Genomic DNA, 13,868 nt, shown 5'->3' on the forward strand with positions numbered 1-13,868 from the left:
AGGGACTTCATGCCTCCCATGTCATGTAATAGATGACTATACTTTTACAAGCTATAATAGTCCAAGAGATACGCAGTGGGCGCCTAACCAGTCTCAATCGTGGGACGGTTCAGGGCAGAAGTCGGTCTGAATAGATCCGTTAGCGTCAAAACCCAGACGCAAACACAGGTGTTTATCAGTCAATACGCTTGAGAGAAAACAGCGCTCGAAGCAATATTTGTCAAAAACAGATACTGCGATGGCTGTCAATGACAGCTCGCTACGAAGGAGCGGGCGGGCTATCACAGACAAAAAACGTTAACCCAACCCTATTGGTCGATCCGTGACTTTGGGATGAACTCAAGGTCTTTGAAAGATACCTCAGCTATAATTCGCCCAAGGGCTATTGATAGCATGATAAAACTTCAACAGGCTCGTCAAGAGGCATCAATGTATCAGATACTGAAAACAGATCGATCTAAACCTCCGATCGCTCCTGTTTTGTCATCGGCAAAAATGCACGTTTAAGGCTAGATGATCGTCCCAATTTCGTTACTGGCAGAACTTCTGCAAGCTTTGCCCCAACTGCGGGCACAAATTTATTTCAAATCTTCCATGACAGCGCTGTCTCACGCGATGGAAGATTTGGTTTTGGTGGGCTCCGACGACGAACCCCTAGTGATTGCGAGCTTTCAGCAAGAGCGATTCTACCGCCAAGAAGCTCACCGCTACCGGCGCATTGCCGATCGCTCCGATCAGGTATACGTGCTGGCTGCACCGGAAACAGAGTTTAAAAATTCCTCGGAATGTCACGAAAATGTAGCCTTTGCACCGGATGACGCCTTAAGTAAAGAGTGGCACTTAGTGGTAGTCGGGAAAAACTACTCAACTTGCCTGATTTGTCAAGAAAAAATTGTGCCGATCGACCACCAGGACGATCGCGGGCCGCAGTTAATCGATCAAGCTCGCAGATTTGAAGGAATCTGGACGTTCGACAGAGAGGTAAGCTGCAAAGCTGCCGAATTGTTGCTCGATAAAATTGTCAAATATCGCCCGGAATTGACCGAAAAGATCGATCGGGCGCGCACGACTTACATTTTGGGCAACACACCGAAAAAAACCCGGAAACTGGCAGCTTCCAAAGCCGCAAAATCCGAGAAAAGTGCGCCCAAAAACTCAAAAATTCCGAATCCAAAATTGAGCGACGCTTTTGCCGAACGCTTAGTCACCTACTTGCAAGCAGGCCAGCACAAACTGCTGAAAGCATACAGTGCGATCGCCGCCCAAGAACGCAAAGAACGCCTGATCAACTTAATTACCACGGCAATGCGGCAGTCTCTCAACCCGCAAGAAATAGTCGAGGTAGCCGTGCAAGAATTGGGAACAGCCCTATCAGCAAGCCGCTGTTTGATTTATCGGTGCAAGGCTGAAGATATTTCTGTCAAAATAGATCGCGAGTTTTTGCGTGCCGGCGCTACTTCGGTGCTAAACCAGACTTGGCCATTGCAAAAAAATCCCATATTTCGGGACGCGGTAGCGCGACAAGAGCGAGTTTACATCCAAGAAACAGCACAACACCCGCAGATTCTCAAGACAAAATCTCTCGAAAAAACAGTAAAAAATTGGCAGATAATTTCTTGGTTGATGGTGCCGGTGCTTTATCAGGGGCGGGTTTTGGGCATAGTAGAAATGCACCAGTGCCGATCGACTTCGCCTTGGGAAGAAGACGAAATTGCTTTGGTAGAGGCGATCGCCACCCAACTCGGAGCAGCTTTAATTCAAGCCGAAACCTACGCTCACTTAGAAGAACTCAACCAACAATTAGAAGCATTAGACCGCACTCGCAGCAATCTAATTGCCATCACAGGCCACGAACTCCGCACTCCACTTTCTACCATTCAAGTATGTCTGGAAAGTTTGAATTCAGAACCTGATATGCCAGCAGAATTGCGGCAGATCATGTTAGAAACAGCTCTCGGAGATGCAGATCGAATGCGGAAACTCGTGCAGGATTTCTTAACACTTTCTCACTTAGAAAGCGGGCGAGTTAAATGGAATGTAGAATCGCTGACACTGCAAGAATGCGTTGACTTGGCCCTCAGCAGCGTGCGCTCGCGCGGCGGAGTCGATCGCAAGTTACCGGAAATTATCGCCGAAGTGTCTTCAGAATTGCCATTAGTCCAAGCAGACGGCGAGTGGTTGGTGGAGGTGTTGTCCAAACTGCTAGACAACGCTTGCAAATTCACCACAGCCCAAGGAAGCGTTACAGTGCGCGCTGTCTTCAACGGTTCTCGGATGGTGGAAGTGCTTGTATCAGATACGGGGCGGGGAATAGAAGCGAATAGTTTGAAAGTAGTGTTCGATCGATTTTATCAAGAAGAAGGAGCCTTGCGGCGCAGTGCCGGCGGCACCGGTTTGGGATTGGCAATTTGCAAGCAGATTGTCGCCGGCTGGGGCGGTAACATTTGGGTAGATTCCCTTGGAAAAGACCGAGGAAGCGAATTTCACTTTACTATTCCAATTGTTTAGAAGAAAGGGCGGTTGACACCAGGTTCATACAAACACTCACGCGAGGATTGAGGGTACAAGACTGGGGATTCGTTGCACTTGCTTCTATCTTACTCAGGTTGGGACGTGCTGGCGCCGACTTTTGCCTGGGGAAACTCCAGGAAATTACAGCAATGGCGCTGGTGGTGACAAGTTGACTCCGGCACCCAATGCCAGGCCAGGAACCGGGTTTTTTGCCCAATCAGCGGGCTGTAACGAGATATTCCGTGAAAAAATCCGGTTTCTAACTGCCCGTGCGATCGCCGACTAATTTGACATAATTTGGGGATTTTGACTCAAAAATTGCTGCTGACACTGTTAAATTTATTTGCAGCTACTTGCTAATTTTTGTAAAAATATTGAATTTTTATTAAAAATATGTTACAATTTGTAAACGTCATTTAAGGTTACAATAGATAAATAACCAAATTTTAATCCATGCTTAACTCCAATTTGCCAGAATCAGAGTTGCTCAAATCCCTACTGGAACCGCTGTTAGAGGATTTTAAATACTGGTTCGAGCGATCGACCAACCTTTTAGAAACTGAGGAAATTCATTTTCTGAGCGGCGAAGATCAATCCGACTTGCTGGCGCGAGTCAAACAGGCTCAGCAAGAAGTAGCGGCTGCCAAAGCTCTATTTCAAGCAACCGGAGGGCAAGTTGCTATTGAAACCGCAGCACTCATGCCGTGGCACAGACTGCTCGCCGAATGCTGGCAAGTATCGGCGCGCTTTCGCTCAAGGCAGTCAAATCCCCCTGGAAAATAAAGAGACAAGTTAAAGTTAAACCCGCAGTCAAATCCCTTATTCAGGAACTATTGCGCCCCACTTGACAAACTCAAACCAATTTCCAGTTAATAAGTTATTACTTGCTGAAACACTTTTGTAAATTGCTGTGTGGCTCTTTAGCCCAGAGGAGAAAATAATGTTGCACCTGCTTTATATTTTAGCTTTCACCGTTCTGGCATTTTTGGCTGTCGGTAACTTAATCCGCAGTCTAGTCACCGTCGGTATGGAATCTCAGCGCCCCCAACAATTCAGGGCAAACAATCGTTACGCATCCTATCCCCGCTCTCAAACCGTACCGCATCCCGAACTGTTAGACGAATACGGAAATATTGTTAACGAGCCCCTGTTAGTGATGCGCTCGCTGACAGTCCAAGACGCCCGCGAACAATTAGATGCTCTCTACAAATCATCTCCCGGCGGCAGCGATGAAGGAGGCGAACTAGCCTAAACCAGGCACAGCCAGTCTATTTAAGATTTTTGATTTGAGATTGACTCGGAAAAGGAATCAGAGAGCTTAAACAAAGTCTAAATTTTGACCCGCTTTCAAGATATTCTGTAAGGACACAACAATGTTGTGTCCTTATTTTTAGCCCTGGAAATTGAGAATTCGCCTACAGAAAATTTGAGGCGGCGGCCATTTCTGAAAATCGCTGCCAAGCTTTTGCCCCAAAGCCAAAATCAAATATTTCCGGATGCAGAATCTCTGCTAAAATTTCTAAAGAATCAACCAATCTCGGCCCTGGTCGATTAAAGTAAGAATTGCCGTCAGTTATGTAAACTTTCCCGGTTTTTACTGCTTCCAAATCTTGCCATTGGGCGTTTTGAGTTATCTGCATGGCTTCCGTGCGAGTGCGGTTTAAATCAAAGCCGCAAGGCATGAAAATAATTACATCGGGATTAGCTTCTACTAGCGATTCCCATTTTAACCAAGGGGAATGTTCCCCGACAGTGCCAAACAGCGAAATTCCTCCCGCCGCCGCTACTAATTCCGGAATCCAGTTTCCCGCAGCCATCAAAGGCTCTATCCACTCGATGCAGGCTACGGTGGGAAGTGTCTTTTTTGTGTTAAGAATAGATGATGCTGAAATTTTGGATGTAATGGCAGCGATGCGTGATTGCAAAAGCGCGATCGTACTTGTGGCATCTACACCCAAAGTATCAGCAACTCGCTCAATATCCGTCCAGATTTCTGCCAGCATATTTGGCTGCAAAGAAATAATTTGTGGCTGGCTGTTTACTAGCATCCTTGCAGCTTGTTCAACCTCTACCAGAGAACAAGCGCAGACTTCACATTGAGCTTGAGTGATGATGTGAGTTGGCTGCAATTTTTCCAGAATATCTAATTCTACTTTATATACGCTCAGCGCATTTTGCAACAATTGAGTCACGCGGTTGTGAATTTCGATTCCCGTTCCTTCGGGATTAAATTTGGGCTGAGTGCAAACAGGTAAATTTTGGATTTCTGGGGGATAGTCGCATTCGTGAGAACGGCCCACAATGGCATCAGTTAATCCTAAAGCTGCTACAATTTCCGTGGCACTGGGAATGAGCGAGACAATTCTGAGTTGATTCATAATTTAACCCGAGTTTTTGTTGCTGATTCGTTCTAACTTCTGTTTACCCGCGAAATCAAATCGCTTTGTTGCTGCTGCTGTAGTTGTTAGATTTTTAATTTTTTCAAGAATTGCAAATCTTGCCACGCTTGGATGAGATTTCCTTGCATCAACGCTGCTACACCATTTAAAACTCTAATTTCCGGGAGGTTGGGGTTGAGCGCGAGGGCTGGTTTTAAGGCTGTTTCAGCGGCTTTGGGATGCCAGCCGTAAATCTGGACGAAGGCGAGATAAGCATAAGCATAGGGGTTTTGCGAGTCGAGTTGGGTGACTTTTTCTAAGGCCGCGATCGCACTTTCGACATTCTGCTGCAATACTCTAGAAAATGCCAAAGCATAAGCCCATTCTAGATTATTCGGTTCCTGCTTCAGCCGATATGCTAACGCTTGTTCCGCTTGCACGGTATAATCTTGAATTGGATCGTACTGATTGATCCGCCCAATCTGCTCGAACACAGGTTCCAAACCGGGCAATCCTTTGGGTAAATTAACCGCCATTTCCCGCAATTGAGTTACCAAATCTAACTCGGGCATATCTTCGTTTTCAGGGACTTGTTCGGGAATTTTTAACTTTTTCTCATCTTGGTTGGCCGCAACAGCCTCAGAACGCATATTTACAGGCTCAGCAGCGATTTTAAGCGTTACCTGCGGCACTTTCATCGGATAAGTTTCGCCGGTTTTGCGATCGAGATAAGTAGCTTGCAGAGTGTACCTTCCCGGTGCAATATTAGCAGGAGTTAGCATCGCCGTGCGATCGACCACTCGAAACCCCACAGCAAATTTATCGGCTTCCAGCATCCCCGGATGCAAAGTTGCTTGCCCGATCGCGCGATCGTGTAAAATCCTCACAGTCTGTCCCGCTGGAATATCGCCAGACTGCTGATTTTGCCATGTTAACAACACTAAACCAGACTGCAACTGCTGCCAAGGCCCAGACCAAATATAAGTAATCGGTAGCGCCACACCGGGAACAGGTTTTGCCAGAACAGTCACCTGCTCTAATTGTACTTGCGATCGCGCGATCGACAACGGCTGTACTTCCACCGGGTGCGATCGCTTGCGATAGAGATTCAAATTAGTATTATCCGGCAAAAGCCAACTTTTTTGCAAGTTAAACTTGTCGCCTGTTTCAATCGCCGCCACCGCAGCATTTTGAGCTTTTTTAATCCGTTCCCGAATCGAACCTTGCGGGCCAGTTTTAGTTAAAAACCAAGAAAGCGATCGCACATCTTGCGGCACTTCTTTTAAATTCGTTCCTACCTGCCGCCCGTAGACCTGAAAATTCGCCAAAGCACCGTAATAATTCAAATTATGCTGGTTAATTTCCGGAGTCGAAGGCAACACACCCAAAGTCGATTGCAAATAAGGTTCCGTATCAATAATTTCGGCAATTACTTCTTGGTGCGGCCACTCTTTCCCGAAGTAAGGATAGCTAGAATTGCCGGGACTGACAACTTGGACTAAACTGTTTCCCAAACCACCTCCCAGCGGCCACATATGGAACAGCATCGCCAGGATTCCTAAGCCAATTGTTCCCCAACGAATTTGTCGCCCCCAACGAGAAGGCCAGAGCGTCAAACAGTAGGCTAAAAAGATTGCGACTATGGGCAAATAAGGTATCACATATCGGTCATCTTTGTTGAGATTTAGGGAATTAATCAAATAAGCTCCTACCCAAAACACCGCCAACCACCGACAGGAGTTAAGGTGCAATCTTGACTGACTGTCCGGTCGATTTCGCCAATAATAAAGTATAAATCCAACTAAGGGAATCAGTAACAGAGGCCAAGAAACCTGTTCTGGCAAGTGCTGAATATAGTAAATCCAAGCATTTATCGTATTCAATCCCGGATCTCCCTCGGCGATCGCAGAATCGATCGTTGCCCGTTTTCCCCCAGTCAAAATTAACAGCCAATTAGTTTTTGCCCACGGCCCAAACACGGCAGCCGACAGCAACAAAGCACCAGCTAATTGACCTGATCTTCCCCAAGCTTTTTGGCGCACTGCACCAACAGCCAACCACAGAATCGGCGCCAACAGAAATAATACTGTAGTGTGTTTAACTAATATTGATAAACCCAGAGAAATCCCAAAGGCGATCGCCCAAAAAAAAGATAATCGACTCAGGTAAAACTTTTTACCCTTTTCCTCTTTTCTTCTATCCGTTACATCCGCTACATCCCGTACATTGCTCGCTGCCGAACTTTCTTCCTTCCACATTGTCAGACAATAAAAACAAAAAGTAATCGCAGCAGTTAGGGGAAAATCTAGCAAAAATTGCAGGCGAAACCGATAAAGTCCCGGCAACAAAACACAAATAGCAGCCGCCCACAAACCAACTTGCCGGTTAAATAATTTGACGCCCAGACTGTAGACTGAAGCGAGCAGAATAGCACTAAATAATAAATGAACGAGGGTTGCCCGATCGCCCAGGGCACCAAAAATATGCAGAAACGGCACCGTTAAGATGTACACCAAGGGCGGAATCTTCGTCGAAAGCAGCCAGAAATTTGTCCACCAGTCGCCGGAAAACCACTGAGGATGCTGCAACGCCTGCAAGTAATTCAGCGTGCTAGTGAGGTATTCTGCTTGATCCCAGGCGGGTACAGATCGATCGAGGGCAAACCAGAGGCGATCGCTAATTGCCGCCAGCAGCCAAATTATGCCCAAGACAAACAGACTCTTGTCCGCGCTGTCCCGATGTTGCTGTGTCATTGCGATTTTTGGATTTTAGGCGTGCAGCTTTTAGCTTACAGGTGGGCGGTTCCGGGCGCTCTAAAAATTATTTTGAAAAAGTGCTTGCTAAAATCGCTATGTGTCTGCTAAGGTAGTTAAGCGTAAAAAAACAAGCCGAGATAGCTCAGTTGGTAGAGCAGTGGACTGAAAATCCACGTGTCCGGAGTTCAAATCTCCGTCTTGGCATCGCAAAGCCCTCACAAAGTTGAGGGTTTTTTTTTGGGAAAATACGGGCTGTGCAGTCAATTATTTTTGAGTCAGATACGCTGCTAGTTCTGGAATTTCACCAGCGCGCTGCCATTCGGCTTCACCCAAGCGCACTTTGGTGCGATCGGTAATCTTCTGCACATCTCGCAACTGTCGCTTAGTATAAGGCCCCTCGGCTTTACCGCTGCGGAATACGTACCACTGAGCCTGCTGTGACTTAGGCTTTTTAGTTGCTGAGGCAGGTTTTCTGACAGGCTTCATCCGAGCATCGCCGAACTCGGCTGCAAGCTGGTTGAGCTCGACTTCAACCGGATCGGCGGGTAAATTACGATCGCGCGAGGTCTTTTTGGCCTCGGACTTACCCCTAGCAATTTCTACTTCGCGACGCCAACCCCAGAAATGCCACTGCGCCACCCAAACTAGCGCCACAGCAGATCCTAAAATCTCTTCTTCTGTTTCTGACCATGTTGACGGCTCTCCAAACAGCACAGAACCGATCGCAGCAAAGACGATCGCACTCAAATTGAAATAAATTAGGTAGGTAGTATCATTCGCCGCTAAATGCCAACTGGTTGTATGCCGAACCAAAGATTGAGTAGCTGCTGTTTTGTTGTGTTTCCAAGCTGTGCGAGCTTGAATCCGACTGTAACCAGGAGAGTGGGCCGGCCACCACTTGGCGGCCCAATTAACTAAATGCGCCGACCAATACTGCAAAGCTGCATATCCGACTATGCCACTGAGAAATACAGAAATAACTAATAGAAAGGTTGTCAGTGGCAGCAGTTGTTTTGGCATTATTTGAGCCGTCGCAACAGTCAGCACAAAAAAAGGCGTACCGGTGAGTGTTGGAACTAAAATAATTTCCAATATTTTGAGCAAGTCTGCATAGAAAATCCAGAGGAATTCGACTAGAATTTTCAGCCGCCTTGCAAAGCAAAAGTGATACAAATAAGCCGATGCGATCGCAGTTCCGATAATTAAAGCAACAATTGAACCCGGAGAATCCCTCAGCGGCAGCATTAAAAAGGCGATCGCCGGAATTCCCATGACGATCGCAGCCGGCAGCGTCGCAAATGCGATAAACCCTTCCCTCCAGTGCAGCCAAGGCGATACCGATCCTGTCGGCGGTTGCTTGTGGCTGCGACTTTCCACCCACTCAGCAAATTTAGCTAATCCCCAATGGTAGAAAGCAAATAACGGGATTTGGCACAACCAAGCAAATGCGATCGCGCCTTCAAACTCAGAGCTGCTGATGCTGAGCCAGTACGCTGTGCTAAATCTGTAGTGGTAGTAATAATATCCAGGCAGCAGTACCGAAACAATCAGCCAAAAGCCACTGCTTAATGCCAAACCTTTTGCCCATGATGCAGGATGCGGGAGGAACTTCGGCCAGTTATTCATGATTGGGGCAATTGGAGCGGATATCAATATTGTCCCACTACACTTGAGCTTCCGCAATTGCTTTAGTGTTGAGTCTTCCCACCGCTCAGGTTTCGTCAGGAAACATTGCCTCAAACTCTTGGTAGCCACTCACCACCCGCAAAATCTCGATGCCGTTCTCAACAACTCGATAAAAGATAATGTAGCCATCCAGTGGCACTCCCCGGAGTCCAGGCTTAATTCGATCGTAACTGCGTCCCATATTCGGAAACTTCACTAAGTTTTCACACTTTTTGACAAACTCCCGAAGTAACCGCTCACCAGCCTCGATATTGCGAGCAACAAAATAATCACCGATCGCATCCAAGTCTCGACTAGCAGTTGGAGAGACAAAGCATTGGCTCATCCTTGAACCTCTCGTGCTTTGCGAAACTTTTCCTGCAATTGTTCTCGCACAGTCTCTAAGGGAATTCCCTCACCCCGCAATAGTTCCGCCTCCGCTTCCTTAATGGACTGACGCACTTCCTCCTCCCACTCCGAATAATGCTTCTGGGTTTGCGCCAGAGTCTGGAGGGCTTTGGTGATTACCTCGGAGGGCGAACTAAACGACCCCTGCGCCAATTGCGCCTCGATCAATTGCATCTGCTCTGGACTTAAAGTAATATTCATTACGCCACCTCCCTCAGACTGATCCATGTTTTAAGAATAGCGCGAGATCCGGTCAGGGCGATCGCCCCGAAACCGTGCCTGACTATTGCCAATCCGATCGCTTGTCGCTGCTTTCGTCATCGCTACAATTGCTAAATGAACAACTCAACCGCGCTATAACGATCGCATTAATATCTAAAAAATTCGGATTTAGAGTCAACATAATTTTCTTTCTCTTTCCCTAAAAACCTCGCAATCTCGATCTAACTCATGAAATATTCTGGCAATTTTGATTGACAAAAAGCAGTATTTCTAGTAAGCAAGCTCGAAAATGGTGTTAAACTCATCTGGACTGGGAAATGCCCCTGTCGGAAACAAAAGGTTACAATCAAAAATAGATTCTATTTCCATAACAATACTGTTTATAGCTTGAACTCCTCAGTGCCCTACAACAACACCTCAACTCAATCCTTTCAATTTGACTCAATTGACAGCGCCCTGGCAGACCTGAAAGCAGGTCGGATGCTGGTAGTAGTCGATGACGAAAACCGCGAAAACGAAGGCGACGTGATTTGTGCCGCCCAATTCGCCACCCCCGACAACATCAATTTTATGGCAGTGAACGCCCGGGGTTTGATTTGTCTTGCCTTGAGCGGCGATCGGCTCGATCGCCTGGAACTGCCTCTGATGGTGAGCAAAAACACCGACAAGAACCAAACTGCCTTTACCGTCAGCATCGATGCAGTCAACGGCGTCAGTACCGGTATCTCCGCCGAAGACCGCGCCCGCACCATCCAAGTAGCCATCCACCCGGACACCAAACCTCAAGGCTTGCGCCGTCCCGGTCACATTTTCCCGCTGCGAGCGATCGACGGCGGCGTCCTCAAACGCGCCGGCCACACCGAGGCCTCCGTTGACCTCGCCAGACTCGCCGGTCTCTATCCCAGCGGCGTCATCTGCGAAATTCAAAACCCCGACGGTTCGATGGCGAGGTTGCCGGAATTAATCGACTACGCTAAAACTCACAAGCTCAAAATCATCAGCATTGCTGACTTAATTAGCTACCGCCTCAAGCACGATCGCTTCGTCCGCCGCGAAACAGTCGCCAAATTGCCTACTGAATTCGGCGAGTTTACGATCTACGCCTACCGCGACACCCAAGACAACTCAGAACACGTTGCCATTGTCAAGGGCGACCCGGCAGAATTTAAAGACAAACCCGTGATGGTGCGGGTGCATTCCGAATGTCTGACCGGAGATGCTTTGGGCTCCCTGCGCTGCGACTGTCGGATGCAACTGCAAGCAGCACTGAAAATGATCGAAAATGCCGGTTGCGGCATCATAGTTTACTTGCGTCAAGAAGGTCGGGGCATTGGATTGGTGAATAAACTAAAAGCTTACTCGCTGCAAGATATCGGATACGATACCGTAGAAGCTAACGAGCGGTTGGGATTTCCCGCAGATTTGCGCAACTACGGCGTCGGAGCACAAATGCTTAACGATTTGGGAGTGCAAAAAATTCGCTTAATTACCAACAACCCGCGCAAAATAGCAGGTTTGAAAGGTTACGGCATTGAAGTTGCCGATCGCGTTCCCTTACTGATTGAAGCCACAGATTACAACTCGATCTATTTGGCAACCAAAGCCGAAAAACTCGGTCATCTGCTGCTGCAAACTTATTTAGTCACAGTGGCGATTCAGTGGAACGAAACGAAGTCCGAGGTTCGCGGGAAAAAGGAAGAAGCAAGAGGTTCGCGGGAACAAGGAAAAGAGGAAGATTCTGCCATCCAAAATCGCTACGAACACCTCGAAAAACTGCGGCGGTTGACCGCTAGCCACCACTTGCTGCTGCAAGAAGAAGCGCGGCCCGTCGGCATAGCTTTGTTTGGAGAAGGCTCCCTGATCGTTCATCTGGGCTTCGATCAAGCCGGACTCGCGGCCCCCGACTGGTACTCGGAGCCAAATCATCCTTACGTCAAGGCGATCGTCCAAATTCTCAGTTCCATCAGCACAGATCCCGACTTGCAAAAATTAGAATTCATGATTTCCTCCGGTGGAGATCCGCTCAAAACCCTGCAAGTCCAGCTCGATCGCGAAAACTTCCCCCTCGCACAAGTCGCGTCCGCCTGTGCGAGACTTCAACCTCAAACAATCTATAGTTTTTCCCCTATTCCCGATTCAGCCCTCGGAATGTCAAGCTAGGGTCAGGAATAGAAAGGGCAAATTTACATGGACATGAACGTTGGTGACTTTCTGCACCGGCTCGACCTCAGGGGACAAGCCCTCAAAGGCACCAACCTCGGCGGTGCCGAACTCCGGGGAGCAAACCTCAGGGGCACAGACCTCCGAGAAACCAACCTCAGTAACGCTATTCTCAGGTATGCAGACCTGATCGAAGCCGACCTCACCGGCGCCAATCTCAGCGGGGCTGATTTGGCTGAGTCATTTCTCAATTTAGCCAACCTCACCAGAGCCGATTTGAGTGGTGCTGCAATCCGAGAAGCTACTCTGGTAGGAGCCGAACTCAGTCAAGCCAACCTCAAAGGCGCAAGTTTGATCAAGGCTAATTTAGTAGGAGCAAATCTCCAAGAAGCTAACTTAACCAGAGCCAACCTCAGCGGAGCCGATTTGCGCGGTGCTCAGATGACCGGCACCATCTTAGACAAAGCCGTCTACAACAACCGCACAATCTTTCCCGACGGTATTGAGCCAGGCGCAAAGGGAGCTATTTTACTAGCTCCCAACGCCTCGCTCCCGGGATTAAATCTGATTATGGTAGATTTGACCGGTGCGGATTTAAAGGGAGCCGATTTGCGGCGCACAAACTTATACAAAGCAATTTTATTTGGAGCAAAGCTCGATCGGGCAAACTTAGCAGGAGCCAACCTCAGCGGAGCCGACTTGAGAGAAGCCACTTTGAGCGGCACCATTTTAGAAAAAGCTGTTTACAGCAACACAACGTTGTTTTCAGAAGGCATTGACCTGCGTATCGGCGGAGCTTATTTAATTGCTCCCAATGTATTGTTGCAAGGGGTAAACTTAACCGGAGCCGACTTAAACGGGTCAGATTTAAGCGGAGCTAATTTGAGCAATTCTAACTTAAGTTCGGTCAATCTCAAAAATGTAGACCTCAGCAAAGCCAGCTTAAAAAAAGCTTACCTCAAAGGTGCAAACTTGGAGGGAACAGACTTGAGAGGAGCCGATTTAAGCGGCGCAATTTTGCACCAAGTAAACATGAGTTCTGCCGATCTCCGGGGTGTAGACTTAACAAGAGCCGACCTCAGCGGGGCTAATTTAAGTGATGCTGATTTGAGGGAGACCGATTTCACGGGAGCTACTTTGCTGTTCGCTAACTTGAGCGGCGCCGACTTGAGAGGTGTAGACTTGACAAAAGCTGACCTCAGCGGCGCTAAGTTAAACGAAGCTGACCTCAGAAAAGCAGATTTGATGAGAGTAAATTTGGAGGGAGCAGATTTAACCGAGGCTGATTTGAGCGATGCTCATTTATTCCGAGTTAATCTCAGAGGTGCTAACCTGAAAGGTGCAAACCTCAAAGGCGCAAGTTTAAAAGGGGTATCTTTGACCGATGCTTATTTGAGCGAAACGGATTTGACTGATGTAGATTTGAGTCAGAGTTTCTTTGAACTACCGTTAGAATCGGAATGGTAATTGACATTTGATAGTTGTTAGTTGGCAGTTGACAGTTGGCAGTTGGCAGTTGACGGTTGACAGTTGGCAGTTGCTAATTACTACGAAATAACAAATAAACAAAAACGAATCACAATTGATGAATCACAACTAACAACTGCCAACTAACAATCTAATGACCCGCGAGCAGAAAAGCTGAAAACAGACAACTAACAACTGACAACTAACAATTAATACCAATTTTTCATGAAGCTGCACATATTTCGATCCCCCCTAACCCCCCTTAATAAGGGGGGGACAAGAGTCCAATCAAAGTCCCCCT

General features: G+C 47.6%; 10 protein-coding genes and 1 tRNA gene. 6 read left to right on the forward strand and 5 right to left on the reverse strand.

Annotated features, from left to right (window positions below; all coding sequences use genetic code 11):
• The first annotated feature begins 513 nt into the window (after positions 1–513).
• From QT974_RS19050 to QT974_RS19060, 3 genes are all read left to right on the forward strand, one after another.
• Positions 514–2,508 (forward strand): DICT sensory domain-containing protein, encoded by a 1,995-nt coding sequence (locus tag QT974_RS19050; protein ID WP_333470002.1) that lies wholly within the window; start codon positions 514–516, stop codon positions 2,506–2,508.
• Positions 2,509–2,964: 456 nt separating this feature from the next.
• Positions 2,965–3,294 carry a DUF2605 domain-containing protein gene (locus tag QT974_RS19055; protein WP_333470003.1) on the forward strand — a complete coding sequence of 110 codons (330 nt, stop codon included), beginning with the start codon at positions 2,965–2,967 and terminating at the stop codon, positions 3,292–3,294.
• A 157-nt stretch (positions 3,295–3,451) separates the two neighbouring features.
• Complete coding sequence (locus QT974_RS19060) at positions 3,452–3,763, forward strand: DUF2973 domain-containing protein (RefSeq protein WP_333470004.1); 312 nt, start codon at positions 3,452–3,454, stop codon at positions 3,761–3,763.
• Between the two features lie 163 nt (positions 3,764–3,926).
• On the opposite strand, the gene QT974_RS19065 is transcribed toward QT974_RS19060, so the two are convergent.
• Together QT974_RS19065 and QT974_RS19070 are read right to left on the reverse strand one after the other, a co-directional pair.
• The gene (locus tag QT974_RS19065; protein WP_333470005.1) at positions 3,927–4,889 is read right to left on the reverse strand and encodes a cobalamin-binding protein; all 963 of its coding nucleotides are present in this window, start codon (positions 4,887–4,889) and stop codon (positions 3,927–3,929) included.
• A gap of 86 nt (positions 4,890–4,975) precedes the next feature.
• Complete coding sequence (locus QT974_RS19070) at positions 4,976–7,642, reverse strand: phospholipid carrier-dependent glycosyltransferase (RefSeq protein ID WP_333470006.1); 2,667 nt, start codon at positions 7,640–7,642, stop codon at positions 4,976–4,978.
• 134 nt (positions 7,643–7,776) lie between these two features.
• On the opposite strand from QT974_RS19070, the gene QT974_RS19075 reads away from it, so the two are divergent.
• Positions 7,777–7,849, forward strand: a tRNA-Phe gene (locus tag QT974_RS19075).
• A 60-nt stretch (positions 7,850–7,909) separates the two neighbouring features.
• On the opposite strand, the gene QT974_RS19080 is transcribed toward QT974_RS19075, so the two are convergent.
• The 3 genes from QT974_RS19080 to QT974_RS19090 form a co-directional block, all read right to left on the reverse strand.
• Positions 7,910–9,271, reverse strand: coding sequence for a DUF4339 domain-containing protein (locus QT974_RS19080; RefSeq protein ID WP_333470007.1), 1,362 nt, complete (start codon positions 9,269–9,271; stop codon positions 7,910–7,912).
• A gap of 85 nt (positions 9,272–9,356) precedes the next feature.
• Positions 9,357–9,656, reverse strand: a complete 300-nt coding sequence (locus QT974_RS19085) for a type II toxin-antitoxin system RelE/ParE family toxin (RefSeq protein ID WP_333470008.1) — start codon at positions 9,654–9,656, stop codon at positions 9,357–9,359.
• Complete coding sequence (locus QT974_RS19090) at positions 9,653–9,919, reverse strand: ribbon-helix-helix domain-containing protein (RefSeq protein WP_333470009.1); 267 nt, start codon at positions 9,917–9,919, stop codon at positions 9,653–9,655. The genes QT974_RS19085 and QT974_RS19090 overlap by 4 nt, the downstream gene beginning before the upstream one ends.
• A 420-nt stretch (positions 9,920–10,339) precedes the next feature.
• Here QT974_RS19090 and ribBA point away from each other — a divergent pair, with 420 nt between their 5' ends.
• Both ribBA and QT974_RS19100 read left to right on the forward strand, forming a co-directional pair.
• On the forward strand, positions 10,340–12,100 hold the full coding sequence (ribBA, locus tag QT974_RS19095) for a bifunctional 3,4-dihydroxy-2-butanone-4-phosphate synthase/GTP cyclohydrolase II (protein WP_333470010.1): 1,761 nt from the start codon (positions 10,340–10,342) through the stop codon (positions 12,098–12,100).
• Between the two features lie 27 nt (positions 12,101–12,127).
• A complete protein-coding gene (locus QT974_RS19100; RefSeq protein ID WP_442933192.1) occupies positions 12,128–13,567 on the forward strand; it encodes a pentapeptide repeat-containing protein in 1,440 nt (479 codons plus the stop codon).
• Positions 13,568–13,868: the final 301 nt, after the last annotated feature.

It is taken from the genome of Microcoleus sp. BM001215392, assembly GCF_036700185.1.
Classification (GTDB): domain Bacteria; phylum Cyanobacteriota; class Cyanobacteriia; order Cyanobacteriales; family Microcoleaceae; genus Microcoleus.

What these genes read in the sequence shown, in the direction of transcription:
- QT974_RS19050 (WP_333470002.1), top strand. Translation starts at nt 514, where the DNA reads ATGATCGTCCCAATTTCGTTACTGGCAGAACTTCTGCAAGCTTTGCCC.
- QT974_RS19055 (WP_333470003.1), top strand. Translation starts at nt 2,965, where the DNA reads ATGCTTAACTCCAATTTGCCAGAATCAGAGTTGCTCAAATCCCTACTG.
- QT974_RS19060 (WP_333470004.1), top strand. Translation starts at nt 3,452, where the DNA reads ATGTTGCACCTGCTTTATATTTTAGCTTTCACCGTTCTGGCATTTTTG.
- QT974_RS19065 (WP_333470005.1), bottom strand. Translation starts at nt 4,889, where the DNA reads ATGAATCAACTCAGAATTGTCTCGCTCATTCCCAGTGCCACGGAAATT.
- QT974_RS19070 (WP_333470006.1), bottom strand. Translation starts at nt 7,642, where the DNA reads ATGACACAGCAACATCGGGACAGCGCGGACAAGAGTCTGTTTGTCTTG.
- QT974_RS19080 (WP_333470007.1), bottom strand. Translation starts at nt 9,271, where the DNA reads ATGAATAACTGGCCGAAGTTCCTCCCGCATCCTGCATCATGGGCAAAA.
- QT974_RS19085 (WP_333470008.1), bottom strand. Translation starts at nt 9,656, where the DNA reads ATGAGCCAATGCTTTGTCTCTCCAACTGCTAGTCGAGACTTGGATGCG.
- QT974_RS19090 (WP_333470009.1), bottom strand. Translation starts at nt 9,919, where the DNA reads ATGAATATTACTTTAAGTCCAGAGCAGATGCAATTGATCGAGGCGCAA.
- QT974_RS19100 (WP_442933192.1), top strand. Translation starts at nt 12,128, where the DNA reads ATGGACATGAACGTTGGTGACTTTCTGCACCGGCTCGACCTCAGGGGA.